Below are 26,123 nucleotides of genomic sequence, written 5' to 3'. Positions count from 1 at the left end.
TAACGAAAATGTATGGCGGCACTTATTTGCACTCTCGCTGTGCACACCCTGCCAATATTTAGAGCAGCGGGTCATTCCCTGCACCGTGATATCGCAATTAGAATGCAAATTTGCATTAAATTGTCATTTGCATTCATTTATTGACATTTCGCATTAATAAATAAGATTCTCGCGTTTATATATGTGATTAATATCACAAAAATGCTTTATTTAAATCAACATTTAAAATATCTTTAACCTGCTTCACATAAATCAATCAGCGTTCTGTCCATGAWTGCATGATGAAAATGACAGATGAATGCAAATTTGCATTAATTAAAAGACAACATAAATCGCAGGAATAAAATAAACCCCGTCGCCAACGCCAGGGTATTTACGTCATTAATCAAACATAAGATGTGCTCACCAACGGAGAGGTTTATGATGCGTTCCAACACCGCGTTATTTTTTTCCGCCCTTTCACTGGGGTTATTCAGCAGCAGCGCGTTAGCCGCCAAAACGCAAATAACATTTTTATATAGTGACGACGATCCCGAATTAGTGCATTTCATGGAGCAGAAAGTAAAATCTTTCTCCCAGGGTAATGAGCGCATCGATGTGAATTTTGTCAGCACCGGCTATAACGCGCTGCAAACACAGTTACCGATGCAGTTGGCGGCGGGTTTAGGCCCGGATATTGCCAAAACCACGCAAATGGGGCTGCTCGGCTATACGCTGGATTTACGTCCCTATCTGAAAGATCCGGCCGCCTTTGAGAAACGCTATAGCGCCGGCATCGAAAAGATCATGCGCGTGAAAGGCGTGCATAAAGCGGATGCGCTGCCGGGCTTTGTCGCTTCCTGGACTGCCGATCTGCCGTTCGTTAACGTGACGCTGTTTGAGCAGGCAGGCGTTCCTCTGCCACAGCCGGGCTACACAATTGATGATTTGATGAAAGCCTCGAAGCTGGTCGCGGAAAAAACCGGCGTGCATATTCCCTTCACCATCGACCGCAGCGGTTTCCGCTTCTCCGGCCCGGCCTACTCTTATGGCGCACGTTACGATAAAGACGGGCTGATCAACTTCCCGGACGCGGCAGCGCAACAGTGGATTAAAGATCTGAAACGCTGGTCGGATGAAGGCGTGTTCCCGCGTGAAATGTGGGGCGCGGCGGGCGGCGGTCAGTACAAGAGCATGGCGGACGATTTCGTGAACGGCAACATCGTGACCTACTTCTCCGGCAACTGGCTGTTGAACCAGTTCAGTAAGCAGATTGGCGACGGTTTTGACTGGAAAGTGCTGCCTGCACCTTGCAAAGAGAAATGCATTTCGATGGGCGGCGCGACCTTCATCATGCCGTTCACCACCACCAAACACCCGCAGGAAGTCGCCGAATTCATGGAGTGGCTGGGCAGCGAACCGCTACAACGTGAGATCGCCGAGCGCTTCAATATCATCGTCGGCGCGGATATTACCGATCTGCACTACCAGACCAAAGATAAGCACGTGATCGACGGCCTGAACACCGCGCGCGAAGAGATCAAAAAGATCCCGTCTTACGTCTTTGATTGGGAACGCATGGAAAGTCTGGGCGCGAACGAACTGTATCCGATCATCCTGACGCGCTTTACCCAATACCTGAACGATCAAGTGTCGTTTGATGAGTATCTGCGCCTGACGTCAAACGATGTGAAGCGCCTCAACGAAACGATCGCGACGAATCAACAACAGCGGAAAAACGCACCGTGAAATGGCAACTGAGGGCGATCGACATCGATGGCGACCGTCCCTTTGATCGCGTTAGCGAAAGCACGGTATGCGAACAGCGCTGGCCGGGGCAAAACCGCTCTCTGCTGGTCAGCGGCGGTTTCACCCGGCTGCTGCACTGGCATGACGGCCTCCTGACCTGTCGCGGCGGTGACAGCTTCCCCATCGGCAACCCGGCCAGCCTGTCGCGGCTGGGGCTGTGGGCGGTACAGGAGATGCTTCAGGCCGTTGAGGGCATCACCCCGCTGACGCCACTCAGTGAAGCGCTGTTCCTGCACTTCGATAAGCATGTCGATCGGGTTATCGACTGGTCAAAGCAGGCGCAGGCCGCAGACTACACCACGCTCGGGCACGTTGTGCTGGCACATCCACAGGACGCGTTGGTGGTGCAACTGCTGACCCGTTGCGCAGGTGAGCTGGCTCTGCTGCTCAACAGCCTGCCGGACTCACAAACTGAATCCGTCAGCCTCAGCGGCGATCTGGCGGCGGCCTGTCTTCCCTATCTGGATTCTGGAGCACGCACATCATGACGACATGGCTCTATGCCGGTGTAGATGGCGGCGGCACAGGCTGTCGGGCTCGAATTTATCAGGCCGACGGTACGCCGCTCGGTCAGGGACACGGCGGTCGCGCCAATCTGCTGCTCGGCGTGGAAAGCGTGCGCCAGTCGGTGGACGACGCCATCGCACAGGCGTTGAAGCACAGCGGGCTGTCGCCGGATGATGTATCCCGGCTGAACGTCGGGCTGGCACTCGCCAGCGCAGAACATCGCGCCGCCTATGAGGCATTTCTGGCGTTGCCACATCCTTACGCAACTCAGGTGCTCAATACCGATGCGCTGGGTGCCTGTCTGGCCGTCAACCAAGGGAAAGATGCCGGCGTGGTCATTGCCGGAACCGGCTCCTGCGGGCTGGCGTGGCAGAACCAGACGATTACCGCCTACGGCGGCCATGAATTCCCGATTTCCGATCAGGGCAGCGGTGCACGGCTTGGTCTGGCAGCGCTGCAACATACCTATAATGTGCTGCAAGGCTGGTGCGCGCCGTCTGCGCTCAGTCAGAGCATCGACGACGTCTTTTCCGCCAATACAGCGCCCACACAGGCCACGAACACGCTCGACGCGCTACAGACGTTTAGCCAGCAGGCGAAACCGGGCGATTATGCGCAGTTCGCCCGCCACGTATTTGACTGCGCTCGGCAGGACGATGCCGTTTCTCACGCGCTGCTCGCGCAGACGGCCAGCGAAATCAGCCTGCTATTGGCCGCCGTGGCACGCCACGCGACACCTCGCTTATCGCTCATGGGCAGCATCGGCTTACACATTCGCCCGTGGCTGCCGGACGAGTGGCAATCTCAACTCGCCGCCCCGATGGGCGATGCACTCGACGGCGCACGATTGATTGCCTGTCATGATTATGCGTTATACCGCTAGTCCTTTGGGTTCGACCAGCAACCCCACTATGGAGATAGTCATGGAATCACTCACTCGTAGAACTTTCGTCAAGCTCGGCGCAGGCAGCGCCATTACGCTGGCTGGCGGCTTTTTTCACGCGAATGGCGAATCAGCCGCCCCCGCCGGGCCGCTGCGTATCGCCATTATTTCGGATGTCCACGTCCACAATATCTACGGCAACTACGATTTTGACGGTTTGCCCGATGCACAGACTGGAAAAAAGCTGACCATTCGCACCCTGAAAGATTCGGTGAATTCGACCCGTATCTTCAATGAGCCCTACTTTGCGCTGCTGGCCGCGCTGGACGAACTGGCAAAACAGCAGGTGAAATACGTGGTGCTGTCCGGCGATTATTCTGATGACGGCCAGCAGCCTACCGTTGAAGGGATTGCCGCTATCCTGACGCGGTATGAGCAGCAGCACGACATGCGCTTTTTCGCCACGCCCGGCAACCACGATGTCAATCGTCCGCAGGGCGATGACTCTTGGCAGAGAATGCTCAACGCCGACGGCAGCAGCACCATGCTGAGCAGCAAACCCGGCGTTAAGCTTGGCGACGCGCAGTCGCTGATCGTCACCACCAAGATGCAGGCGCTCGGCTATGAACGTGGCCTGCCGCTGATGAAGCCGTTTGGTTTCTTTAAACGCGACGACTTCCTGCACTGGGAAACGCCGTTTGGCGACAGCGATGAACTCAGTAAACGCCAGTATCTCGCCCGCTCACCGGACGGCAGCAAGCAGTGGAATATCGTGGACGCGTCCTATCTGGTGGAGCCGGAAGCGGGACTGTGGCTGCTTTCCATCGATGCCAACGTATATCAGGTCAAAGACGGCCCGGAGAAACGTGAAGGGATTGAAGGCTATTCCACCAGCAGTAACACCGGCTGGAATGCACTGCTGACCGAGAAACCGTTCATGCTGCCGTGGGTGAAATCGGTGGTACAGCGGGCGAAAGCGCAGAACAAGAAGCTGCTGGTGTTCTCGCACTATCCGCTGGTCGATTTCCTCGACGGCACGGTAGAAGACGAAAAGCAGCTGTTTGGCAGCAACAGCTTCATTAAACGCACGCCGAGGCCGGAGGTTGCCGAACAGGCGCTGGCGGCTGGAATTCGACTGCACTTCAGCGGCCACCTGCACGTTAACGACACCGGCGTGTATCGAGGTTCACAGGGGACGTTGGTGAATGTGGCGGTGCCGTCGTTGGCTGCTTACCCGCCCGCCATGAAGCTGGCGACGCTGCATAGTGACCGAGTCGATATCGATACGCTGGTCCTGCGCAACGTGCCGCAATTCAACCATCTGTTCCCGTTCTATCAGAAAGAGTTGGATCGCACCGGTGAACCGCTGGGCGATATTCTGAAAAGCCGCGATTATTACGACTTCCTGCACCATCATCTGGCGCTGCTGGTACGCCAGCGTTTTCTGGTGAAAGACTGGCCGGAAGATTTATCGCCTCTCATCAATACGCTGAACTGCGCCGATCTGCTGTGGATCGCGCAGCAGCAGGAACCACTCAGCGCCAAAACGCTGCCCGACGCCACCGAGCGCAAACCGAATGCGGTTGCAGGCACAGATGGGTTACAGGATATTTCGCTGCTCACGCTGGTGACCGACTGGTATTGCCTGCGCAACGGCAGCGATCTCGCCTGGCAGGACATTCCGTCTGCGCGGGTGAAACAGTACCGCGCCCTGCTGGCGGCCTACACGCCAACAGCCACGCTGCCGCCGGACAGCCTGCAATACCGCTTCGGCCTGATGCTAAAAATCCTCGCGGGTTATATCAATGATGAGCCCGCGACTCGCTTTGTGGTTGATATGCAGGGGAATTTCGTCACGGTGTGATGTGTTCATGTGATTGCCTTTTAGTCACATGGGTTATGTACATGCGGAAACGGTTTCGTGCGCCACACTGAAGATAAAGCTGAGCCAACTCATATTGCTCACGGGTCTTCTCTTCACGGCGTAAAAAATTATGCTGAGGTGAACATGAACGCCGAGTGAGCGGCATGGACGCCGCGAAAGCCAGTGCCGCGTCGGACAAAAACGTCAACGACGTTTTGAACAGCACTTGTGCTGGCCCGAAGGGCGAGCCCCATTTATTGGGCGAGTAAACGCGTCACTGGCGGCTCGACAAGCGGGCATGGGCACCGAAGGAACCGCGTTAGCGGCATAATTTCCGCCAAAAGCCGGGGTTCATAGGGGGCTGGCGTAGCCCCCTATGTCGGGCGCGTGCTACGACGTAGCATGATGATAACAGTGCTTGCAGCGCACGAAATATTGCACTCCCGCCCCAGAAACCACTTACAACCAAACCTAATCCGCTTACATAATTTTTTACCTATTGCCTCTATCATCATCGATAAAAATCGGTATGTTATAATATAACAATTTAGATTTCACCGATGATAATGACAAGTTTTTACTCCCTCTCCGCGCTGAAGCGCGTGTTACTGGTTTCCCTGCTGTTGGTGCCGTTGTGGCTATTGGTTGGGTGGGCGGTGGTGTTGCCATGATTGCCCTACAGGAACTGGCCTTTGGCTATCGTCATCAACCACCGCTCGCGACACTCAGCGGGTGTTTTCATCAAGGTTCGCTGACGGCGATTATTGGCGCAAACGGCAGCGGAAAATCGACGCTGCTGAAAACGCTGGCGGGTCTGTTGCCGCCGCTTTCTGGTTCGTTCAGCCTCGGTAATGGCTGCAAAGATAACGCTATCGGCTATTTGCCGCAGCTCTCCGAATTCGATCGGCAGTTCCCTATCAGCGTGCGCGATCTGGTGCTTATGGGGTCGCTGCCCCAGCGCGGGTTGCTGCGAGGTATCAACGCCAACTGGCATCGCAAAGCGACTGACGCGCTCGATGCCGTCTCCATGACAGATTTTGCCGATCGGCATATTGGCGTTCTGTCCGGTGGGCAGCTACAGCGCGTGCTCTTCGCGCGGTTGCTGCTGACACAGGCTCCCATCATTCTGCTGGATGAGCCTTTTACTGGTATCGATAGCCACACCACGCGGACACTCTTGCAGATCATCGAGCAGCTTCACGCCGAAGGCAGGACTATTCTGGCCGTGTTGCACGATCTGGAACTGGTCGGGCAGCATTTTCCCAACATCTTGCACCTCACCCCGGACGGCCCTCACTGGGGTGAGACTCAGCCCATATTACATAGCCTGCGCAAGGCCGACAGCGATACGCCAACGCTCAGGATCGTCACATCATGATGCTATTTCACCTCATTACTTCTCCTTTTGCCGAATTCGGTTTTATGCGCCGTGCGCTAGTCGGCTGTCTGGTCATCACGCTGAGCGCCGCGCCGCTGGGCTGTTTCCTGCTGTTGCGACGCATGAGCCTGATTGGCGATGCGCTGTCGCACGCGGTCTTACCCGGCGTCGCCATCGGCTACCTCATCTCCGGGATGTCACTGCTGGCAATGGGGATCGGCGGCTTTATCGCCGGACTGGCCGTCGCCATGCTCTCCGGCTTTGTCACCCGCCACACGGAATTAAAAGAGGACGCCAGCTTCGCCGGATTTTATCTCGGCTCGCTGGCGCTCGGCGTCACGCTGGTGTCACTGCGCGGTTCCAGCGTCGATCTGCTGCATGTGCTGTTCGGATCGATCCTCGCCGTGGATCGCGACGCGCTGATCGACATTGCGCTGATCGGATCGACCTCTTTGCTAGTGCTGGCGGTGATCTATAGAGCGCTGGTGATTGAATCGTTTGACGTGACCTTCCTGCGCATCAGCTCAGGACGCTATCGGGCATTGATCCACGGGCTGTTTCTATCGCTGGTGGTGCTGAATCTAGTCGCGGGATTCCAGCTGTTAGGCACGCTGATGACGGTCGGCATGATGATGCTGCCTGCCGCCAGCGCACGGTTCTGGACGCAGCGCCTGCCCATGATGCTCGGCATTGCGGTGCTGCAAGGGATGCTCGCCAGCCTGATCGGGCTGCTGTGGTCCTACTATGCTGAGCTGCCCGCCGGGCCCGCCATCATTCTGACGATTACGCTGTTTTTCTGTTTCTCGGTCTGCGTTGGTCACAACGGTGGGCTGTTACGCCTGCGTCGGTGACCGATGAATCTCGTTATCTGCAACTGTCTGTGAGGGAAAAATGAAACGTTCACTGTTAGCTATTGCGTTATCCGGCCTGCTGCTTAGCCCACTGGCGATGGCAAAGAACCTTGATGTTGTCGCCAGCTTTTCCGTACTGGGCGATATGGTCAGCCACATCGGCGGCGATCGCGTTACCGTCACTGATCTGGTGAAGCCCAATGGCGATCCGCATGAATTTGAGCCTTCTCCGAAAGACAGCAAAACGCTGGCTAGCGCCGATCTGGTTTTCGTTAATGGGCTGGGTCTGGAAGGGTGGATCGATCGGCTGGTCACCGCCTCCGGCTACCGTGGCGACGTCATTACGGCCTCAAACGGGATTGAAACCCGCACCATGGTGGAAGACGGCAAAACGGAAACCGATCCGCATGCCTGGAACAGCATGAGCAACGGCGTGGTCTACGCGCACAACATCGTCAACGCGCTGGTGAAAGCCGATCCAACGAATGCCGATTACTATCGCCAGCAGGGTGAAGCCTACATCAAACAGTTACAGGGGCTGGATAGCTACGCGAAGAAAACGTTCGCTACTATTCCGCCAGAAAAACGTAAAGTGCTGACCAGCCATGACGCGTTCGGCTATTTCGGCCAGGCCTACGGCGTGAAGTTCCTGTCGCCGGTGGGCTACTCCACGGAATCGGAAGCCAGCAGCAAAAAAGTGGCTTCGTTGATTAAGCAAATCAAGCAAGAGAAGGTGAAAAGCTACTTCATTGAAAACCAGACCGATGGACGTCTGGTGAAGCAAATCGCGACAGCCAGCGGCGCACAGCCCGGCGGTGAGCTGTACCCGGAAGCCCTGACCGACGCCTCCGGCCCCGCGGCAACCTACACGGCTGCGTTTAAGCACAACGTCGATACCCTCGCCGCCAGCATGAAGTAAGCCTCATCCCTGCCCTTGCGCTGATCAACAGAGACGCACAAGGGCAGCGATATCGGTTAGCACATGTCCTCTGTTAACATAGTGCCGTGCTAATTTGTGACCAACTGCACCACCACCAGCCTTCCCCCTTCCTGGGTGGAAAGCACAAACTGGGCACCGTCCGTCAGCGCCAGTTTATCTCCGATGGCGACCTTCCTTTTGTCGGGTAACGACATCAGTTCCTCAATGCCCTCATTAACCAGCCACCATTGGTCATTATGAAACACGAAATAGCCAACACGTTTCTTCTGTTCTGCGGTCGTGCGCTCGTTGGGGGCAATTAACCGGTTCACGTGCCAGGCATACAAGGACTGACCATTCCATACCATCAGACGGTGATCATCGGGACGATAGCTTCCCGTTGTCCGTGAAGAATACAGATTCAGTATCGGCAGTTTTCCTTTATACGGCGTGCCGCAGTAAGGGCATGAAGGCTGCGTTTTACCGGAAAATACATACCATTTCTGCTCACAGGCTGCATTCTGGCACGGCTGGATGAGATCGACCGTTTTCACCAGTGCCGTTTCCCACTCATCGGCCGTTGGGCGCTTGGTTGGCTCATGCAAACCGGTAATAAAGGCTTTCTCAAAGAGAGGCGTAAGATAAGGCCCGAGAACGGTATAGGGGATCTTATCCGTATCTGCCCACGGTAAGGATGATGGGCTAACCTGGCTGAGTTTAACCGCATTGCTACGGTCTGTCGGGTGCTCGATAAACAGCGCCTTTTCCCCCATAGACAGGGATTCGTCCCGCATTTCATCATCCATGTCATGAATTTTACCGCCCCGTAGCGGGTGTCGGTAAAACAGATACATATAGATTAATACTGACAGCGCGTGGCGATCGGTGCTGATGCTCGGTAAGATCCGGTTAGCATCCTCTTTCGCCAGATGGGTGGTTTTCACGACTTCGGGGGCAATAAAGTCCGGCGTGCCGACAACGTCCGGCGGGTATTTCCCCGGCACCACCAAACCATCGATATCGATCACGCAGGCATGCCCGGCTTCAGGATCCACCAGCACATTCTTATAACTTAGGTCGCTATGACACAAACCCGCAGCGTGCATGCGTCGTACCGCACGGGTCAACAACAGGCAGACTTTCAGGTAATTGAGCAGGTTGCCGCGCTCACGCGGATCGAGGAATTTATTCTGATTATTCGCACTGGCGAACCATTTCCCTTCTTTTTCCCGCCCCTTGATACCAAGAAAATCATCATTCTTAGAACCATACTTAAAGAAAAAGTGGCTGTGGTAGGTTGGCACCACAATCCCTATCCGCCCCTGATGCTCAACCACGCTGGTCGGCCAGCAGAACAGGTCTTGCCAGTAGTCGCCCCCCGCTTGCTCAAAAATACTTTGCCGATAGCGGCCGGTGATCATCGCGATCCGTTCTTTCGCCTGCTCATTCTGGGGCTTTTTGTAGAAAGCCACCACGTAGGTCTTATCAGGGGAAAAATAGACATCCTTCATCGAACCCGAACCGATGATTTCGTCAACGTATTGGACAGGCTCACCGTCTCGGGTAGTACAACTAATAATATTAGCCATTGATTATCACCAGCGATCCATTTCTGAGACTCACCATGCCACGACGATCGTCCGGTCATCATGGTTTCCGGGCGAGAAAAAGTTTAGCCACTCAGCCAGTTGTTCTGCCGCTTGTTCGCTGTCATTCAGACAGGGGGCAATATCGGCGACCAGCACATCCCATTTTTCCGGGTTTTTTAGCCCATTATCGGTTTCAAAATACGGATCGGACACCCCGTCCGTCATCAGGATCAGGTGCGAAATATCGCTCCATTTGCCGATAATGACTCGCTCGCTAAACTGGGGATCCTGTACAGCATTCAGATCCAGAAAGCGGGTCTGCCCTGCATATTCACCGCTATCTGGCTTGCCTAATAGACGCACTTTGCCCACCGGGCCGTAGGCGGCGATAGCCCCATCGCCCAGCCAGAATGAAGCGGCAAACAACCCATCCGCAGTACGCAACGATACCGTCGCGAGCAGCGTGGTGGAGTAAGATTTGACGTGTTCATCGGTTTCTATCGATACGGCGTCGAGCTTATTTACCGCAAGCTGTGCCGCCTTATAGAACAAGCTGCCGAAAAAGGTGCCGACCTCTTTCTGGCCTTCCGGCGCCCACTGGGCGATCGCAGGCTTTAGCCGCGCTGCCGATTCTTCCGCCATCTGCTGCGCCAGATAGGTTCCCACGACTGTTGTCACCAGTCGCGACCCTTCACGAGAATTTTTGGCGCTCCCTGCACCGTCGGCAACCAGCAGGATGCTCCAGCCGCTGTCATTATCGTGAGCGATAAAATAATCATCATCACGAAAAGTGCCAACGTGTTCGTGTGAACGCCCTCGGCGGCTAGCGGCGGCGATATTAACGTCTGGTTGACGGATCAGTTGGTGCGCGACATTCTCTTTAAAGTAACGATCGTCCGCTGGAGGATCGATAATTTTCCATAGGCTGCGTGGATCGGGATTCACGATCAAGAGCACCGTTGTTGTCCCTGTTAGCGCGGCTCCGCATGACCAGTGGAGGGTGATTTCCCGATCGCCACTTTGGGTCGGCGTTCCCACCAGCGACGTCGAATCTCGGTCGAAATGCAGCCCGATCGCTTCGCCAAAAATCACGTCCTGTATATCAGGCCGGATCCCGTTATCGAGGATAATTTCAATAGGCGCGTTAAATGGCGCACCGACACGCGCATTGGCAATGTTAACTTTTGCCTGTGGCGCACGCGCCGTGGGTGCCGCGTTCTGGCGCTGGTTCGACGTTGGGATCTGTCCAGGTTTTAGCATATCTGCACCACTCAGGTTATTTTTCGTGGCATTCAATTCCGCAAATGGCATCGTTTCCCACTGTGCTTTTTCCGCGTTCTCCTGCTCTGTCGATTCTGCACCGCTGATCGATACCGGCGCTACGCTCTCCGGCACGATGATCTCAGACGGAAGCGCATCATCCAGCCCCGATGCGGTTATCACATCGGGTAGCGTTGCGGCGCTAGTTGGCGGCGTTCCTTCAACCTTGAGCATCACCTGTTCACGCAGTTTTTCTAACTGTAGACATAACTCAGTATCATTGTCCCAGACGTGATGTTCGGCTTCGGAAAGCGTTTTTCCTGCCTGTTGTAGAATAAGCATGAATATCTGGCGATTCAGACTGACATCATGATCCATTAGCCTCTCCCACGGTTAACATCAAAATCTTCCACACCGCCATTTTCACTAAAGCTAATGTTATTGTCGCACCATGGGCATATCACGGTTTCTGGCCCGTTGATACACAATAGCTTTCCACAGGAACACATCGCGAAGGCACTGGCATTACCGCAATGAGGGCAACCCGGCGCACCGTGTAATTCGCTCGTATTCACCTGTAGCGCAGAGGCGGAGGCGTCACTCCAGGCAAAATAATCGTCATCAATAGGGAAACAGCCTGCCAAATTAAACCCGTTGATATTAAGCTTAAAATTGAGGGAAGACAGATTGACGTTGGGGCGCTCATATTTCATCAGATAGGGACGACGTGATTTATTGCAGCGGCCGACGAGGATCACACAGTTCTCATCATAAGCCCTCGCCACCTCGTCCTTGGCCAGCCGAACAATAGACCCCGTCGTCGACAACAGCGGCGGTGCCTCCTCGCCGACGCTACGGCTATGTGCGGTAACAGAGGCTGTTATCCATTTAATAAAGCGGGTGAAATCCCCTTCCTGTGCATCAGTAAACAACAAGACATTTTCGGTGAGCTGGCGCAGCGTACTCAAGTCGGCAGAAGCCCCTAAGCCAATCGCAATCAGGTTAACCTTACTGGCGTAGTGTGTTTTCCAACGTGTAATCTCTGGGGTGATATCATCCGTCGGGCGACCATCGGTCAGTAAATAGACCACCGGTTTCCAATCACCTTTACGCTCTTGCGTCGTCTTTCTGACTTGCTCATCGATCTGTTTAGTCAATTCCCGTATCGCCGCCCCGAGGCTAGTGCCACCACCTAACGGCAGACGCGGTGGATAAAATGACACTACTTCCACAAGGGGGACGATGGTTTGCGCCACACCAGCAAAAGCAATGACGGAAATCCATGCGGTTTCGAGGGCGTGAGGGTCTTTTTTCAGATCGCTGACGATAGTCTGGAGGCCATCGTTCATTTTCTTCAGATTATCTCCGATCATCGACTCCGAGCAGTCGAGAACGAAGAAAATGGGTAGTCGTCTCATCACAGACACCTTTATTAAGCGAATCGCTTTTATTCAGAATAGCCTTTGCGGTAAGCGCTTCTCTGGGTTCGATATTGATAAAATAAAGGCAGAGCCCTGTTGGGAGCCCTGCCTTGGTGTCACAGAACCAGCTGTATTTCGGGAGGGGGTGGCGGCAGATTATCCTGACCCGAATTGACACCGGAGCTAGCGCTACCTGATGCAACACTCGCCGAAACCCATTTGAAGAAACCGGCAAACGCCGTAGAGTCCAGCGTTTCTAACGCCACCACTTGGCTGGTCAATTGTTTAAGATGTTCATGCTTGGCCTTCGGCCCAACGGCACAGGCAATGATCGAACCAAAAGCACGTTTTTTGATTTCTTTCACTGCTTCATCGTACGCATAGGCGTCAGAGGGACTGCCGTCGGTCATGAGGAACACCAGAGGCCGCCAGTCGCCTTTCTGATCGCCATCGGAACGTTTGATATCGCGATCGACTGACTGAATCAGGCACTCAAGGGCCGCCCCCGTAAACGTTCCACCCGCGCTAGGCACCACAATATCGGTAAACTGGAAATCTTCCAGCGGCGTCAACGGGATAAACTCCCTCGCTTCATTGTCGTATGTGATGATTGAGATATAGACGCTTTCTAACGCATAAGGATCCTGACGCAACGCGCTTAGCATCGCCTGAATCCCCACATTGACCGCATGAATGGACTCACCACGCATGGAACCTGATGTATCAATCAAGAGATAAACCGGTAGACGTCTCATTTACAGGTAGCTCTTTAAATGCGTGATAAAGGAATCTGAATCGGAAGGTTCGCCAATCGCGCTAAGTTTCCAGCCCGTCCCTTCACGTACCAGTTCAGCAAACACCATGGAGAATTTTTGGTTAAATGCAGGCCCGCCAGACAGGTCAAAACGCGCCATTTCAATATTTTTAGCATCCACGGCGCGGATAAAGGCATTCTGTACTTTGCCAAAGTGCTGTTGCAGTTCCTGACCATTGTAGATCTGGACAATAAAGACGATCTTTTCGTATCTGGCATCCAGCGTATTCAAGTTGGCAATAATCTGCTCATCATCGCCATCTCCCGCGCCAGTGCGGTTGTCGCCAGTTAACCAGATTTGCCCTGAATGATGTCGCTGGTTATTAAAAAAGATCACATCCCCGTTATCTAACGTTGGCCGACCCCCTTCGATTTTCCCCAAGTCGACCACTTTTCCTTCGGCGTTACACAGGAAGGCAACCACATCGAGATCGTACTCATCTTCTGTTTTTTTGCTAAAGATGCCCCCCAGGAATCCTTTTTTCTCTTCGCTGATGTCCCAGCCTAGACCGATAGTCACAGAGGAGAGATCGAATTCATTCTTCTTGAGGCTAACACTTTGTCCTTTACGCAAACTGACTGACATACAGTCTCCTTGTTTTTCTGTTAGAGCACGACATTCACTTCTGGCGGTGGGGGAGGAAGATCGTCAAGGCCGATAACTTCTTTTTTACCAGACTCAACTTTTTGACTTCCAACCGAGATACTCGCCGATACCCACTTGAAGAAAGCCTTAATGGAATTCGAATCCGCGGTATCAAGCCGTAGGACTATCTCGGTAATTTCCTGTAGTACTTTCGTTTCTGCTACCTGCCCAGCAGCACAAGCAACCACAACGCCAGTACGTGCCGATTTAAAATCAGCAACACCTTTACGCCAGTCATCCGTCGGTGCACCGTCGGTCATGATGAAGACCAGCGGACGCCAATCTCCTTTCGTTTCCGCCGTGGTTTTCCGAACCTCACTCCCAATAGCCTGTGCTACCAGCGATAACGCTTCGCCAAGCGCAGTCGTGCCACTGGCAACCAGATCGGGGGATTTGAAATTAAGCAGATCGGTTAGCGGGACCGCTTGGCGGGCAGAGGTATCAAAGGTAATGACGGAAACATAGGCAGTTTCCAGCGCATAAGGGTCTTGGCGTAGCGTCGTGAGGAGTGTCTGTACCCCGTTCTTCACGGCTTCAATTGGCTCACCATGCATTGAGCCAGAGGTATCGAGTAACAAATAGACCGGTAGTCTTCGCATATCATCAATCCATTAATTTTATGAATAATACGATTAAGACATCATAATCAATCTGGTCGTTATCTCAACAAAAAACACGCATCGTCAATCAGTTAACTTGAGGGAGGAGAATGAGATACAGAGAAAGGCACGGGCAAGAGAAGCCCGCGTGATGTGAGTTATTTTTTTGACGGCGAGGAAGCGCGAATCAACTCATTCGCACATTTATCGATCAGCATTTCCACTGCTTCGCTGCGCGTAACGTCTTTCAGGCGTGCAAGCGTGTCGATCTTACGCAAGATCGACATTCTTAATGACAGAGAAACCGCTTTCTTTTTTTCTTTATCCAGAAAGACCCGACTCACCGTCTCTTCTTTAAACGCAGCGTTAGATGACAGCGCTTCCGCCATACGGCGTAACGTTTTTTTATCAAGCTGGCCGGGCTGAACCATATGATAAGCGTGTAGTGCTTTGCTGTATTTTATCTCAGCAGAATACGTGTTTCTCAACTCCTTCAGTACACGGGTCAACGTAGGTTCCGAGCAATCAAGCGCGGCGATGATCTGTGCGGCAGCAACGGGCTTCCCCGTTCCCAGGATATTGGCGAGCTGGAAAACACGTACCTGACGGGTGCTTAGTTGCATAGAGAATCACACCCTGCATTCCAGAATAATGATCGTATGGGCTGAAAAATAAGCGTGTTCACTGGCATTTTTCTAGATGATCTCATGCTAATTACTGTTAATTAACGAACTATCATACCGCAGCCCTTAACGCTGGGTAATCATAGTGCCACCCTCGTTTCTGAGCATGGGCAGACAATAAGGATGGCAGCGGATAAGCACGTCCTCTGCATCCCTAAGCAAAATTTAATATCTTCTTACTCTAACAGACAAATTTTCAACGAGAGATAAACCAGAGAAAATACCGGATGTTCCCCCAAGCAGAACGGAGTCTCGCAACGCGCTACCTTCTATCAACATCGCCTCAATGGTTATGCGTTGCTGCGATAAAGCGCGGCCCCTGATTCTGCTCTGATGCAATGCCATAGACCTGAGCACGTTCCAGAATCTCCGATGCCCAGCGCCGGTGCGTAGCAGGCTCGCACATCGATCCCTGAGATTTAAACACCGCCTGGCTAGAGTTCAGGATACGCAACGCATCCGCATAGTCGGTGGCCGATACCATCAACGCCTGCTCAATGAGCGTAATTTGCTTGGGATGAATAGCCGTTTTCCCTACCAACCCATGTGCCATGTCCAACGCGAGTTCGCGGGACATGATCTCGTGATCGTCAATATGTTCACAGACCGGTGCGGTCAACGCGAAATTTCGGGCCGCAAATATCGAGACCAGCATTTTGATCACATACCCCATAGGCCCATCATATAGAGTCAGGTGGCGCGAGCGCCGCAGTGAGATCACATTCATCAGATCGTTTCCCCCAATGCGCAGGGCGATAATTCGCTCATGGCAAGGGTGAGACTGGAGTTGAGTGGCTAATTCACGCATCTGCACCACGTCAAAAACATCTTCGGTTTCCAGCGTGGGCATCATGCAAAGCTCGCTATTACGCACCGCTTCCCACCACAGAGGCAAGGAAGACAGGGTAAATTTGGGTAGCACCAGCCCATCTAGCGGACTCAAATCCATTTCATCCACAAGCCACTGCCCCATTTCACTGTCGCGCGGACGAACGAAAACCAGCGGCCAGTCAGCTTTTCCATCGACGTCTCTCGCTTGTGCCAATCTCGTCAGCAGTTCACGAAGCCGTGAGAGTGCCAGAGGCACATCGCTTTCAGCGACCGCATCTTCAAGGCAAATAACCAGAGAACGCAGCCCGCTAATCTTATCGTTCAGGATAACATCAGCAATATCGGTACGCGTGGCAGGCATATAAAGCGTCGCACCGAGATTCCAGGGAGAAAGCCTTTTGTTCATCAGTGCACCTTTTTGATGATCGTAACCGCACGGTACTGACCGATTTCATCACCGACTTCAGTAATGGTAATCCCCTTTTCCTGGGCGAGATAAACCAACAGCGCGACATCGGGATCGTCCAGCTTTCGCACCAAAACATGGTCCGGCACACGGCGCAACACGGCACGAGTTGCTTCAGCGATTCCCGGTTTTATTCGATTGATACTGTTGATGTCATAACGTTCAGCCAACGTGCGGATCACCCTTTCGCTCTGTTGTTGAAGATAATGCTGTCGTTCAGGCAGTGACTCACAACATGATGGAACCACAGAAGAGGACGAGCCATGCAGCGCCTCAATGGTATCCACCAGCATTTGGCTGCACTCATAGCGCTTAAGGTGATCGCATATCACACAGCCGTGTAGCCCTTCATCGGCCCATAAAGATCGGGATATCAATCCAGAAACAGGCGCGCCCATAATCCCGAACGGAATCAGCCAATCATCATTGCTCGCCGCCAGCCAGGCACAACCGCAGGGATCTGCCAGTACGACCAAGCGCGGCTGAGCGGGATATCCCGCTCTCCCCTTTAAGGATCGGATCAATTCACCCGTGATAGCGCCTTTACCCGTCCAGCCATCAACAAACACAATGCCCTCGCTGCCGTGGCGGGTTTCAATCCATTCCAGCGCAGTGTTATCAATGCCCCGATCGCGGATAATGCTAATGCCATAGTGGTAGGACGTTTTCCCCATAGCACGCAAAGCCCGGTGCAGCATCACGCCCAGAGGAACACCTGCACGCACTAAACTGGTCAACACTATCGGCGTATCACCAAAACGCTCTGCCAGCGTCTGCGCGAGCATCTGTACCTCTCGAGCTAAACGAGCCCCCCCTTGTTCGAGGGCGCGAGAGAACAGTTCAAGGTGCCACACCGTCGGTTCCGGCTCCTGACTCAGCATATCTGAATAGTGCTTAGCGCCCGATTGAATCAGCCGTTCCTTCTCTTCCACAGAAGTCACTTCAATCTCTACGGGCTGAAGCAAAAAGTGGATGTCGTCTGGTAAATAGGAACCAGAGAAGGGCGTGATATCGTCATGCATTTTTGGGATCTCCGAAAACGCGGCGGGCGATCGCCTCCGCAAACTGGCCTTGTCGGGGCAACCCGTACCAGGTGCAGAGTTTCATAAAACGGTGATCGCTGAGGCTATCTCCCAAGCCAATAACGGGAAAGGTTCCCCGTTCCGCACGCAATTTATTGAGTAAATAAGTCACTGCCAGCCCTTTTTCTACCGGATCAGGTAACCAGGCAATGTTGTTACTGTTGCGGTGCACGTAAAAACCCTGAGTCGGGTAGCGCTGCTCTATTTCATCGGCGATAGCGTAAAGCTCCTCAAGTCTGGTGCTATCTCGGTGCTTCATCACCAGATAAATTGGGGTATCGCCATATTCATAATTAATTCGTGCCCAACCGTTGATCCCACGCGCTGCCATCAGTTCGGTGATGCCCTGCTGCATCGCGTGAAGTTGCTCCGCATAGGGTGCCAGATCGCTCAATATCTGCGCTTTCCAGTCACTGTCCGGCTCACCCTGCGGGGTGAGGATCACCGCACCATGTGTGGTGACCGCCCAAGAACGGAAAGGGATGGTCACACGCGCTATTTCTTCCGTGCCACGCGCTGTCACCGGAATCAGCTCAGCGTGTTCCAGCATCCAGTCCACCAGCATCGCCTGCTCTTCAGTCATAAAACTGCGCGGCGTCAGGCTGGGATCCAGCGCTCCCGTGCGGTACGGCTCCAGAGCCAGCTCATCGACCATCTTACGCCGCGTCTGAAATAGGGTATCGTCAAGGTCAGAAAAAATAACGGGCTTAGTCATAGCTGATAATCTCTACCTGGGGCGCAACCGTCGCCAGCGCATTGAGTAATTGGGCATCCACACTCTCTGGTGGCGTTTCCACGCAGAGCAAAATGCGATCGAAACGTTGATGCAGCACGTTGTAGACAAAATTCGCAATGCCTAGCCCGTAATTATCATTGAACGTTATCGCTGACTGAATAGCGAATCCGTTTGCGATAGGCGATCGCGTAGTTGAACTGAACTTAACCTCAGCCCCCTGCGCGTGCAAATGTTCTGCCAGTAAGAAAGGCTCCCAAACAAACTCACTACTGCCCAACACCAATATTTTTTCACCCTGCGACACGCGTAAATCTCGTCCTAAATCCCCCGCAGGTTCACCCATTCCCAAACGTCCCCAGCTCTGTTTGCCGGTGATGGCAACGTTACCGCGTGCCGTCACGTTAACCGTCGGCATCACAGGCAGTGGTGCATCTGGCTTTGGCACCCACTGCCAGTCACCCTGAACCAGAGAGATCGACTGAATCGGTAAAGGACAACGCTGTGCAAGAGCACTCCCGCTCCAATCAGTCAGCGTGACGGCAAACACCTGTTGCAAATGCTTGAATAACGTCGTTTCACGCAGTGCAGCGAGTAAATTAATGAATGTATTACCGGTGGTCGCTTCATCATCGATCAGGATCAGAGTTCGCGCATCAAGCACGCGACGACGCAGTTGTTCATCGTCGGGAAGATAGATCAGGTGATCGGTGGCGTGACTATGCGCTTCCTTAAACTCACACAGCAGCTCGCCATCTTGCGGATGACGAGTGGAGGTCAAATAAACGGCGTCACTGACCCGTTGCCTCACCTCATCAAAAACCCCTGCGCCCAAACCCACCGCGGTTTCAGCCATACCAATAAACAGCACGGGACCCGCGATAGAAGCGGGAAGCTGTTCTGCAAGCTGGCGATAAACACCGCGCATAACCGTTGGAGACACAGGAATATGTCGCCCCAGAACCTTGCTAACAAACAAAAAGGCACGCTTAGGATTACGGCGTTCAGCGATATCAAACAAGGTATCCAGTGCTGCCACGCCGCCGGTTGGCATCACATTCAGTGTGCCGCAGGAAAGGCTGCGAGTATAAACGGGCTGTGGTGAAACCTGAGACATGGAGACTTACCCTTCTTGAAGTCGATTAGACAACGTGGTCTGGTAATGGACAACATCGGTTATAGAGCGCACTGTCGCGGGCGAAAAAGCCTCAGCCGCCAGCTCAACCACCTGTTGTGTACTCAGTAACCCCAGTTGGCGCAGGGCAAATAGGCCGGGCAGGTTTACGCCACTAAAACGGGTATAACCGATGCCACCAGAAGGGCGCATATTGATCTCAAGCAGTTGGGGGATCCCATCGCTATTGTTGCGGGTTTGCACATTGACTAAACCATCTGCCTGCATTGCCTCAGCGCAGGCAATGGCGAGCTGATAAGCCTCACCACTGTTCTCCAGATATTGCAGCGCACCGACCTTACGCCGCGCAACCGCCGCCAACACGGTGCCGTTTTCTACCAGCATATCGACAGAATACTCTGGCCCCGGCAGGTACGGCATGAGTACCAACGGCGCAAAATTCCCCGCCTCTTCCTGTGCTTGCAAATAGTATTTCGGCGCAACCAGACGTCTGTCTGGATCGGTAAATACCGACATCGGTGAGGCGTTATCATCAAAACGCCAAAAACCCATGCCATAAATTCCCGTGACAGGTTTCACGCACAGCGGTGCGCCAGAGAAAGGTGCCGCAGCGATCTGCTGCCTGAGTTCATCAACGGAGGACACTCGAATTGACGGCACGACAGCCAGCCCCAGTTTCTCCATTTCATCGGCAAAAGAGACTTTGTCATCCGCTATCAGTAACGATTTGGCATCGACAGTGCCAGTCGTGAGTTTTACACCAAGGGATTCAATTTCACGTCGATGGTTTTCGCACCAGCGGCTATGTCGGCCAGCATGGATGACATGAATTCCCTGAGTCTTGATGATGGTGAGAATAAACGAGAGTCGCGCAGCCTCGTCTTTAGGCTCCAGGATCGCACGATCGGCCAGAGACAAAATTTCATTACGTTCATTACGATGAGAGGCAAAAATGGTCACATCTGCACCGCGCGTTTCGGCAAAAGACTTGATCGCCAAAATCATATCGCGCTGGGAAGACAACCCTTCCATCAGCCAAATTTTATGTGTCATTGGTATGTATTTCCATACGGTGTTGACTGATTACTTTAAGCATACTGAGTCTATTTATGCCATCTTTATATGTCAATCATATTATGATTTACATCAAGTAAATAAAAAACCTTAATGAAACAGCTTAAAATAGCAATACGCCATCGATGATTTATGAGAATTCGTTAATATTCATATTAAAATCATTAGCATGATACATTTAAAATAATAAAAGGTAAAAAGTTTCTTGCTCACAAACTACATCATGATATGATTTTCTTCATCAATGGATTTTGGTGTAAAAAGCGTTGTTCTTTTCAATACCTTTATAAGGAATATGGCTATGGTTTCGTTAAGTAAAAACCAGACAATTTCTCTCAGTAAACAGTCTTCTGCAATCAGCAATCTTCATTTTGGTTTAGGCTGGGATCCAATCAAAAAGAAGGGCCTTCTAGGGGGATTATTTGGCGGCAATTCGTCAATTGATCTCGATGCTGGGTGCGTGCTGCTCGACAAAGCGGGTAATGAAATCGATACCGTATGGTTTCGTAAATTGAAATCCTCCTGTGGGTCGGTAGTGCATAGCGGTGATAACCTGACTGGCGAAGGAGACGGTGACGACGAAGTGATCCGCGTTGATCTGAACCGGTTACCTCAAAACGTCGAATATTTGGCGTTCACCGTGAACAGCTTCCGTGGCCAAACATTTAATGAAGTTGAAAATGCATTCTGCCGCGTTGTTGACCAGGCCAATAAAGAACAAGCTCGCTATCAGTTGACCGAACAAGGTTCTCATACTGGTATCGTTATCTCTTCACTGCGTCGCAATAACGGCCAATGGGATTTCACGGCTCATGGGCAGGCCTGTCGTGGTCGCACCATTAGTGATATGCACGCCGATATTGTTACGACGGTGGTGCGCTAATGAATTTGATCCCAGGAGGCAATGCCCCCGTCCCCAATAAAACGTTGCAGGTTCGTATACTTTCCGGCTCAGCAGTCGACGCCAGTGCTTTCCGTTTGTTCTCAACCGGTAAGGTACAGGGCGATGCTGATATGGTTTTTTACGGTCAGCCACGTAACGATGACGGCAGTATCAGTCTGAGTAACGAAGGGAATAACACCGTTTTCACTATCGATGTGACCCGACTAAAACCAGACGTACAAAAAGTCGCCTTCACCGTTGCCTGTGAAGGCAGCCAGACCGTCGTAAACTTACAGCGACTCAACATTCAAGTTGAGGCTGATAATGAGGTTCTGGTTAACGGTAACGTCGAATTGGCAGGACGCCTGGAAGCGGCCTTGATCCTGGGAGAGCTTTACCGTCGTAACAACGATTGGAAATTCCGCTTTATCGCTCAGGGATTTAACGGCGGGCTACAGCCTCTCGCCGAGCACTTTGGTATTGAGGTGTCGGCAAGCCCAGCGCCTACCGCAGCGCCTGCGCCCACGTCAGCACCGACTCCCGCACCAACCCGCATCAACCTGAGCAAGGTATCACTCACCAAAGAAAAACCGGCCATTAGCCTGGAGAAGCGAGACAACTTCGGCGAGATCCGCATCAACCTCAACTGGCATCGTGAAAGTAAAGCTTCTGGGCTACGAGGTATGTTTGGTGGCAGTAAGGGCGTCGATCTCGACCTCGGTGCTTTTGTCGAAATGCAAGATGGTCACAAAACCGTGATTCAGGCTCTGGGAAGCCGCTTTGGCGACTACCAGAACGAGCCGTTTGTCCTGCTCAAAGGGGATGACCGTACTGGTGATGTGTCAGATGGCGAATGGCTGCATATCAACGGTCGTGAATGGAAGAACCTGCGTCAGATTCTGATTTACGCCTTTATCTACGAAGGTGTGCCTAGCTGGGATAAAACCGATGGCGTGGTCACGCTACATATCCCCGATCAACCGCCGATCGAAACCCGTATGACGGAAGGACAAGATAACCGCAGCATGTGTGCTGTCGCACGTCTTGTCAATGAAGGGGGAAGCATCAAGGTAGAACGTATCAACCAATTCTTCCGTGACCACGGCGAGATGGATAACGCACATGGGTGGGGGTTCCGCTGGAAGGCGGGCTCAAAATAGTTTCATTTTACGAGGGTTTAAAAATGAGTTTTCTTAATAAGGTTAAAGGTGCCTTTAACGCCAGCCGGGAAGAGTTGACCAAACAGGTCGGACGCTTCAAAAACAAGAAATTTCTGCAAGGTACTGTCGCGGTTTGTGTCCGTATCGCGGTATCCAGCGGTGGTGTGAGTGCAGAAGAAAAACAGAAGATGATCGGTTTTCTCAAATCATCAGAAGAGTTAAAAGTATTTGATACTGCTGAAGTCATTGAATTCTTTAATAAGTTAGCCGCCAGTTTCGATTTCGATGAAGAAATTGGAAAAGGTGAAACGATGAAATATATCCTGGCGCTCAAAGATCAGCCTGAAGCGGCACAACTCGCCCTGCGAGTGGGTATTGCTGTTGCTAAAAGTGACGGTGATTTCGATGCAGCAGAACAAAATGCCGTGCGCGAGATCGCAACAGCGCTTGGGTTCCAACCGGCCGATTTCGGCCTTTGATGTCAATATCCTCTAAGGGTTATTTATGGTGTCCACTAATATCGGCTTCCCGACAGAAACCGTCATTGTTTTCATAGCACTGGCTATCGGGGCCATTTTTATCGACCTGTTCATGCACCGTCATGACAAGCCGATTTCATTGAAAAGCGCTGCACTTTGGTCTGTGTTCTGGGTCGTGGTGGCAATGGCTTTTGCAGGGTTCCTCTATATTCACCACGGTACCGAGGTCGCCAGCTTGTTCATCACTGGCTATGCGCTGGAAAAAGTGCTGTCGGTAGATAACCTGTTCGTGATGATGGCGATTTTCTCCTGGTTCTCCGTTCCAGACCGCTACCGCCACCGCGTTCTTTACTGGGGGATTATCGGGGCCATCGTGTTCCGCGGTATCTTCGTTGCGATCGGGACTGGGCTGCTCAGCCTGGGGCCTTATGTGGAGATCGTCTTTGCGTTGATCGTTGCCTGGACCGCCGTCATGATGTTGAGAAGCGGTGACGATAGTGATGAGATCGAAGACTACTCACAGCACCTTGCTTATCGTTTAGTTAAGCGCTTCTTCCCTATCTGGCCAAAATTGCGAGGCCACGCTTTCCTGTTAAACCAGAAGGAAGTGGATGAAGAACTCGCTAAACCAGAGAACAAAGACGTCACTATTGGCCGTGGTACCAAAGCCGCGTTTTACGCTACTCCACTGATGTTGTGTGTGGCAGTCGTCGAACTTTCTGACGTGATGTTCGCCTTTGACTCTGTTCCCGCTATTATTGCCGTTAGCCGTGAACCGCTGATCGTCTATAGCGCCATGATGTTCGCTATCCTTGGTTTGCGTACACTCTATTTTGTACTGGAAGCGCTGAAACAATATCTGGTGCATCTGGAAAAAGCCGTTATTGTGTTGCTATTCTTCATTGCCGCCAAGCTTGGCCTGAATGCAACCGACCACATATGGCACCACGGCTATGGCATCTCGGCAACCACCAGCCTACTTGTTGTTCTGGGTGTACTGGCGTTAGGTATTATCATCAGTATCATGTTCCCAGGTAAACCCGATGCTGAGGAGAACAAGGAGAGCTAGTCTTCTGCTCCTTACACTGAATTCTGAAATATCAACTTAAGAGGTTAATTTAATGAGCGTTTCTCTTTCTAAAGGCGGTAATGTTTCACTGAGCAAAGCAGCGCCGACAATGAAAAATGTCTTAGTCGGCCTTGGCTGGGATGCCCGCGCAACAGATGGCCAAGACTTTGACCTGGATGCTTCGGCATTCCTGTTAAATGTTAACGGCAAAGTGCGTGGCGATACTGACTTCATTTTCTACAACAACCTGAAGTCTGCTGACGGCTCAGTGGCTCACACCGGCGATAACCGCACAGGCGCGGGCGATGGAGATGACGAGTCATTGAAAATTAAGCTAGATCTGATTCCAACTGAAGTGGACAAAATCGTTTTCGTTGTCACGATTCATGATGCACAAACACGTAACCAGAGTTTTGGTCAGGTTTCCGGCGCGTTCATCCGCCTGGTAAACGATGACACTCAGACCGAAATCGCACGCTACGATCTGACTGAAGATGCTTCAACCGAAACCGCAATGCTGTTCGGAGAACTGTATCGCCATAATGCGGAGTGGAAATTCCGTGCAGTGGGTCAAGGCTATGCTGGTGGTTTGGCATCTGTTTGTTCACAGTACGGTATCAACGCATCCTGATAACCCTCACCTTGTTTCCCCTCCGGGCAGCCTAAACTGCCCGGTAATCCAATCTAAAGCAGGAGCTATAAAATGGCAGTTTCTCTGGTAAAAGGCGGTAATGTATCCCTGACGAAAGAAGCACCAACCATGAATATTGCCATGGTCGGCCTGGGGTGGGACTCTCGTGTCACCGATGGACAAGCTTTCGATCTGGACGCCTCAGTATTTATGGTCGGTGAAGATGGCAAGGTACTGTCCGACGCTAATTTTATTTTCTTCAATAATAAACTGAGCCCATGCGCCTCCGTTGAGCACCAAGGTGACAACCGTACTGGAGAAGGCGACGGCGATGATGAGCAGGTAAAAATCCATCTGGCGAAGGTGCCGGCTGAAGTGAAAAAGCTGGTATTTTCCGTGACTATTTACGATGCCGAAGCCCGTAAACAAAACTTCGGTATGGTCAGCAACAGCTTCATGCGCGTATATAACAATGATACGGGCGCTGAAATTGCGCGTTTCGATTTATCTGAGGATGCCTCCACCGAAACCGCCATGATTTTTGGCGAACTGTACCGTAATGGTGCTGAGTGGAAATTCAAGGCCGTAGGTCAAGGTTTCGCGGGTGGGTTGTCCGCCCTTGCGTCCCAGCACGGCGTCAATATCTAATTGATACTGGCTCCTCGGTTCAAACTGGGGAGCCATTACTATTTAAGGATGTCCTTTAACGACACCCGATAGCAGCAACCGTTCTGCAAGCGGCTTGAACCGCATCCAGTGCGGGTGAAAATGACGCCAGTGCGCATCTTGAGCGGATGCTAATAGCTCGTAGTCGCCACGGGTATCGCCCCACGCGCGCAAATGATATTGGCTCAGCGCGCCATACACTCCTTCCAAGCGTTCTACCTTATAAAGACATCGGCAGTTATGCCCGTTAATCTTCCCAGTCAGTACGCCATTTTTCACTTCAAGCTGCGTCCCAATCAATTTGACACCCAGTCGATCGGCAAAAGGACGTAACACGATCTCTGGCGATGCTGAACAGAGTGTCACTTCGGCGCCGGAATGGAGTTCTGCGGCAACGCCAAGTAAGCCTGACTTGCGCATCAATGTATTCCACTTGCGGTGGCAGAAGGCCTCTGCTTTTTCCTGCATCCAGGAAACGTCGATACCCGTAAGAAAGGTGGCGATGAGCTCTTCTTTGAGTTCATCTCGCGTCAATTTACGCTGTATACAACGCGCGGAAGGCAACACCAGATGTATCACTCGGCGAGCAAAAACACGCTTGCCGAAGGCGAAACGTAAAAAAGGAATAAAACTGTCATGGTAGGTCAACGTTCCATCGAAGTCGAAGACCGATAGAACCTGACGAGCGCGATTAAACTCAGTGCTCATTGGT

The 26,123-nt window shown here is 52.4% G+C and carries 25 protein-coding genes and 2 pseudogenes; 13 read left to right on the top strand and 14 right to left on the bottom strand.

The genetic code is table 11. From position 1 onward, the window contains the following. Window positions 1–420: 420 nt before the first annotated feature. From QWJ20_RS13920 to QWJ20_RS13890, 7 genes are all read left to right on the top strand, one after another. Window positions 421–1,728 (top strand): ABC transporter substrate-binding protein, encoded by a 1,308-nt coding sequence (locus tag QWJ20_RS13920; protein ID WP_433992768.1) that lies wholly within the window; start codon window positions 421–423, stop codon window positions 1,726–1,728. Continuing rightward, window positions 1,725–2,276: a glucosamine kinase gene (locus QWJ20_RS13915; RefSeq protein WP_433992767.1), complete on the top strand. Its 552-nt coding sequence runs from the start codon at window positions 1,725–1,727 to the stop codon at window positions 2,274–2,276. Before QWJ20_RS13920 ends, QWJ20_RS13915 begins: the two co-directional genes overlap by 4 nt. After that, a complete protein-coding gene (locus QWJ20_RS13910) occupies window positions 2,273–3,178 on the top strand; it encodes a BadF/BadG/BcrA/BcrD ATPase family protein (protein ID WP_174878033.1) in 906 nt (301 codons plus the stop codon). Before QWJ20_RS13915 ends, QWJ20_RS13910 begins: the two co-directional genes overlap by 4 nt. Before the next feature lie 40 nt (window positions 3,179–3,218). Beyond that, complete coding sequence (locus tag QWJ20_RS13905; protein ID WP_433992766.1) at window positions 3,219–5,042, top strand: metallophosphoesterase; 1,824 nt, start codon at window positions 3,219–3,221, stop codon at window positions 5,040–5,042. Between the two features lie 667 nt (window positions 5,043–5,709). Then, on the top strand, window positions 5,710–6,420 hold the full coding sequence (locus tag QWJ20_RS13900; protein WP_433992848.1) for a metal ABC transporter ATP-binding protein: 711 nt from the start codon (window positions 5,710–5,712) through the stop codon (window positions 6,418–6,420). Continuing rightward, the gene (locus QWJ20_RS13895; protein ID WP_095700548.1) at window positions 6,417–7,271 is read left to right on the top strand and encodes a metal ABC transporter permease; all 855 of its coding nucleotides are present in this window, start codon (window positions 6,417–6,419) and stop codon (window positions 7,269–7,271) included. The genes QWJ20_RS13900 and QWJ20_RS13895 overlap by 4 nt, the downstream gene beginning before the upstream one ends. A 40-nt stretch (window positions 7,272–7,311) precedes the next feature. Continuing rightward, window positions 7,312–8,190, top strand: a complete 879-nt coding sequence (locus tag QWJ20_RS13890) for a metal ABC transporter substrate-binding protein (protein ID WP_249682460.1) — start codon at window positions 7,312–7,314, stop codon at window positions 8,188–8,190. Between the two features lie 89 nt (window positions 8,191–8,279). Here QWJ20_RS13890 and QWJ20_RS13885 read toward each other — a convergent pair whose 3' ends face one another. The 13 genes and pseudogenes from QWJ20_RS13885 to QWJ20_RS13825 form a co-directional block, all read right to left on the bottom strand. Then, the gene (locus QWJ20_RS13885) at window positions 8,280–9,779 is read right to left on the bottom strand and encodes a helix-hairpin-helix domain-containing protein (protein WP_433992765.1); all 1,500 of its coding nucleotides are present in this window, start codon (window positions 9,777–9,779) and stop codon (window positions 8,280–8,282) included. A 30-nt stretch (window positions 9,780–9,809) separates the two neighbouring features. Continuing rightward, window positions 9,810–11,417 carry a PP2C family serine/threonine-protein phosphatase gene (locus QWJ20_RS13880; RefSeq protein ID WP_433992764.1) on the bottom strand — a complete coding sequence of 536 codons (1,608 nt, stop codon included), beginning with the start codon at window positions 11,415–11,417 and terminating at the stop codon, window positions 9,810–9,812. Further along, entirely contained in the window at window positions 11,417–12,457 is a 1,041-nt protein-coding gene (locus QWJ20_RS13875; protein WP_433992763.1) for a TerY-C metal binding domain-containing protein, read from the bottom strand. The genes QWJ20_RS13880 and QWJ20_RS13875 overlap by 1 nt, the downstream gene beginning before the upstream one ends. 119 nt (window positions 12,458–12,576) lie before the next feature. Continuing rightward, complete coding sequence (locus QWJ20_RS13870) at window positions 12,577–13,215, bottom strand: vWA domain-containing protein (protein WP_275209931.1); 639 nt, start codon at window positions 13,213–13,215, stop codon at window positions 12,577–12,579. Continuing rightward, on the bottom strand, window positions 13,216–13,860 hold the full coding sequence (locus QWJ20_RS13865) for a TerD family protein (protein ID WP_119888501.1): 645 nt from the start codon (window positions 13,858–13,860) through the stop codon (window positions 13,216–13,218). A gap of 20 nt (window positions 13,861–13,880) precedes the next feature. Then, window positions 13,881–14,519 (bottom strand): vWA domain-containing protein, encoded by a 639-nt coding sequence (locus QWJ20_RS13860; protein ID WP_103861822.1) that lies wholly within the window; start codon window positions 14,517–14,519, stop codon window positions 13,881–13,883. A 158-nt stretch (window positions 14,520–14,677) separates the two neighbouring features. Further along, window positions 14,678–15,142: a tellurium resistance protein TerW gene (locus tag QWJ20_RS13855; protein WP_095700556.1), complete on the bottom strand. Its 465-nt coding sequence runs from the start codon at window positions 15,140–15,142 to the stop codon at window positions 14,678–14,680. Between the two features lie 343 nt (window positions 15,143–15,485). Further along, window positions 15,486–16,439 carry an HpcH/HpaI aldolase/citrate lyase family protein gene (locus QWJ20_RS13850; protein WP_095992860.1) on the bottom strand — a complete coding sequence of 318 codons (954 nt, stop codon included), beginning with the start codon at window positions 16,437–16,439 and terminating at the stop codon, window positions 15,486–15,488. Beyond that, window positions 16,439–16,690: pseudogene (locus tag QWJ20_RS13845) on the bottom strand (RNA-binding protein); the annotation flags it as partial. The gene QWJ20_RS13850 and the pseudogene QWJ20_RS13845, both read right to left, overlap by 1 nt. Window positions 16,691–16,776: 86 nt before the next feature. Further along, a pseudogene (locus QWJ20_RS13840) lies at window positions 16,777–17,521 on the bottom strand (cysteine protease StiP domain-containing protein); the annotation flags it as partial. Then, the gene (locus QWJ20_RS13835) at window positions 17,514–18,296 is read right to left on the bottom strand and encodes a hypothetical protein (protein ID WP_433992762.1); all 783 of its coding nucleotides are present in this window, start codon (window positions 18,294–18,296) and stop codon (window positions 17,514–17,516) included. The pseudogene QWJ20_RS13840 and the gene QWJ20_RS13835, both read right to left, overlap by 8 nt. Next, on the bottom strand, window positions 18,289–19,431 hold the full coding sequence (locus QWJ20_RS13830; RefSeq protein ID WP_433992761.1) for a phosphoribosyltransferase domain-containing protein: 1,143 nt from the start codon (window positions 19,429–19,431) through the stop codon (window positions 18,289–18,291). Before QWJ20_RS13830 ends, QWJ20_RS13835 begins: the two co-directional genes overlap by 8 nt. 6 nt (window positions 19,432–19,437) lie before the next feature. Continuing rightward, window positions 19,438–20,502: an ATP-grasp domain-containing protein gene (locus tag QWJ20_RS13825; RefSeq protein ID WP_275209935.1), complete on the bottom strand. Its 1,065-nt coding sequence runs from the start codon at window positions 20,500–20,502 to the stop codon at window positions 19,438–19,440. Window positions 20,503–20,824: 322 nt separating this feature from the next. Here QWJ20_RS13825 and QWJ20_RS13820 point away from each other — a divergent pair, with 322 nt between their 5' ends. The 6 genes from QWJ20_RS13820 (at window position 20,825) to QWJ20_RS13795 (ending at window position 25,393) form a co-directional block, all read left to right on the top strand. After that, on the top strand, window positions 20,825–21,406 hold the full coding sequence (locus QWJ20_RS13820; protein WP_095700562.1) for a TerD family protein: 582 nt from the start codon (window positions 20,825–20,827) through the stop codon (window positions 21,404–21,406). Next, the gene (locus QWJ20_RS13815; protein ID WP_433992760.1) at window positions 21,406–22,566 is read left to right on the top strand and encodes a TerD family protein; all 1,161 of its coding nucleotides are present in this window, start codon (window positions 21,406–21,408) and stop codon (window positions 22,564–22,566) included. Before QWJ20_RS13820 ends, QWJ20_RS13815 begins: the two co-directional genes overlap by 1 nt. 23 nt (window positions 22,567–22,589) lie before the next feature. Beyond that, complete coding sequence (locus tag QWJ20_RS13810; RefSeq protein WP_433992759.1) at window positions 22,590–23,045, top strand: tellurite resistance TerB family protein; 456 nt, start codon at window positions 22,590–22,592, stop codon at window positions 23,043–23,045. A gap of 25 nt (window positions 23,046–23,070) precedes the next feature. Further along, on the top strand, window positions 23,071–24,114 hold the full coding sequence (locus tag QWJ20_RS13805) for a TerC/Alx family metal homeostasis membrane protein (RefSeq protein ID WP_095700565.1): 1,044 nt from the start codon (window positions 23,071–23,073) through the stop codon (window positions 24,112–24,114). A gap of 52 nt (window positions 24,115–24,166) precedes the next feature. Continuing rightward, complete coding sequence (locus QWJ20_RS13800) at window positions 24,167–24,745, top strand: TerD family protein (RefSeq protein WP_095700566.1); 579 nt, start codon at window positions 24,167–24,169, stop codon at window positions 24,743–24,745. A gap of 72 nt (window positions 24,746–24,817) precedes the next feature. Next, window positions 24,818–25,393, top strand: a complete 576-nt coding sequence (locus QWJ20_RS13795; RefSeq protein WP_095700567.1) for a TerD family protein — start codon at window positions 24,818–24,820, stop codon at window positions 25,391–25,393. A 42-nt stretch (window positions 25,394–25,435) separates the two neighbouring features. On the opposite strand, the gene QWJ20_RS13790 is transcribed toward QWJ20_RS13795, so the two are convergent. Then, window positions 25,436–26,119: an HAD-IB family hydrolase gene (locus QWJ20_RS13790; RefSeq protein ID WP_433992758.1), complete on the bottom strand. Its 684-nt coding sequence runs from the start codon at window positions 26,117–26,119 to the stop codon at window positions 25,436–25,438. Window positions 26,120–26,123: the final 4 nt, after the last annotated feature.

It is taken from the genome of Pectobacterium sp. S5, assembly GCF_051707265.1.
In the GTDB taxonomy this organism is placed as follows: domain Bacteria; phylum Pseudomonadota; class Gammaproteobacteria; order Enterobacterales; family Enterobacteriaceae; genus Pectobacterium; species Pectobacterium polare.
Note: the sequence above shows the minus strand (reverse complement) of the source record. Positions and strands in the feature narration are given on the sequence as shown.

Excerpts from the sequence above, each read along its gene's own strand:
- QWJ20_RS13920 (WP_433992768.1), top strand. The coding sequence starts at position 421 with ATGATGCGTTCCAACACCGCGTTATTTTTTTCCGCCCTTTCACTGGGG.
- QWJ20_RS13910 (WP_174878033.1), top strand. The coding sequence starts at position 2,273 with ATGACGACATGGCTCTATGCCGGTGTAGATGGCGGCGGCACAGGCTGT.
- QWJ20_RS13905 (WP_433992766.1), top strand. The coding sequence starts at position 3,219 with ATGGAATCACTCACTCGTAGAACTTTCGTCAAGCTCGGCGCAGGCAGC.
- QWJ20_RS13900 (WP_433992848.1), top strand. The coding sequence starts at position 5,710 with ATGATTGCCCTACAGGAACTGGCCTTTGGCTATCGTCATCAACCACCG.
- QWJ20_RS13895 (WP_095700548.1), top strand. The coding sequence starts at position 6,417 with ATGATGCTATTTCACCTCATTACTTCTCCTTTTGCCGAATTCGGTTTT.
- QWJ20_RS13890 (WP_249682460.1), top strand. The coding sequence starts at position 7,312 with ATGAAACGTTCACTGTTAGCTATTGCGTTATCCGGCCTGCTGCTTAGC.
- QWJ20_RS13885 (WP_433992765.1), bottom strand. The coding sequence starts at position 9,779 with ATGGCTAATATTATTAGTTGTACTACCCGAGACGGTGAGCCTGTCCAA.
- QWJ20_RS13880 (WP_433992764.1), bottom strand. The coding sequence starts at position 11,417 with ATGGATCATGATGTCAGTCTGAATCGCCAGATATTCATGCTTATTCTA.
- QWJ20_RS13875 (WP_433992763.1), bottom strand. The coding sequence starts at position 12,457 with ATGAGACGACTACCCATTTTCTTCGTTCTCGACTGCTCGGAGTCGATG.
- QWJ20_RS13870 (WP_275209931.1), bottom strand. The coding sequence starts at position 13,215 with ATGAGACGTCTACCGGTTTATCTCTTGATTGATACATCAGGTTCCATG.
- QWJ20_RS13865 (WP_119888501.1), bottom strand. The coding sequence starts at position 13,860 with ATGTCAGTCAGTTTGCGTAAAGGACAAAGTGTTAGCCTCAAGAAGAAT.
- QWJ20_RS13860 (WP_103861822.1), bottom strand. The coding sequence starts at position 14,519 with ATGCGAAGACTACCGGTCTATTTGTTACTCGATACCTCTGGCTCAATG.
- QWJ20_RS13855 (WP_095700556.1), bottom strand. The coding sequence starts at position 15,142 with ATGCAACTAAGCACCCGTCAGGTACGTGTTTTCCAGCTCGCCAATATC.
- QWJ20_RS13850 (WP_095992860.1), bottom strand. The coding sequence starts at position 16,439 with ATGAACAAAAGGCTTTCTCCCTGGAATCTCGGTGCGACGCTTTATATG.
- QWJ20_RS13835 (WP_433992762.1), bottom strand. The coding sequence starts at position 18,296 with ATGACTAAGCCCGTTATTTTTTCTGACCTTGACGATACCCTATTTCAG.
- QWJ20_RS13830 (WP_433992761.1), bottom strand. The coding sequence starts at position 19,431 with ATGTCTCAGGTTTCACCACAGCCCGTTTATACTCGCAGCCTTTCCTGC.
- QWJ20_RS13825 (WP_275209935.1), bottom strand. The coding sequence starts at position 20,502 with ATGACACATAAAATTTGGCTGATGGAAGGGTTGTCTTCCCAGCGCGAT.
- QWJ20_RS13820 (WP_095700562.1), top strand. The coding sequence starts at position 20,825 with ATGGTTTCGTTAAGTAAAAACCAGACAATTTCTCTCAGTAAACAGTCT.
- QWJ20_RS13815 (WP_433992760.1), top strand. The coding sequence starts at position 21,406 with ATGAATTTGATCCCAGGAGGCAATGCCCCCGTCCCCAATAAAACGTTG.
- QWJ20_RS13810 (WP_433992759.1), top strand. The coding sequence starts at position 22,590 with ATGAGTTTTCTTAATAAGGTTAAAGGTGCCTTTAACGCCAGCCGGGAA.
- QWJ20_RS13805 (WP_095700565.1), top strand. The coding sequence starts at position 23,071 with ATGGTGTCCACTAATATCGGCTTCCCGACAGAAACCGTCATTGTTTTC.
- QWJ20_RS13800 (WP_095700566.1), top strand. The coding sequence starts at position 24,167 with ATGAGCGTTTCTCTTTCTAAAGGCGGTAATGTTTCACTGAGCAAAGCA.
- QWJ20_RS13795 (WP_095700567.1), top strand. The coding sequence starts at position 24,818 with ATGGCAGTTTCTCTGGTAAAAGGCGGTAATGTATCCCTGACGAAAGAA.
- QWJ20_RS13790 (WP_433992758.1), bottom strand. The coding sequence starts at position 26,119 with ATGAGCACTGAGTTTAATCGCGCTCGTCAGGTTCTATCGGTCTTCGAC.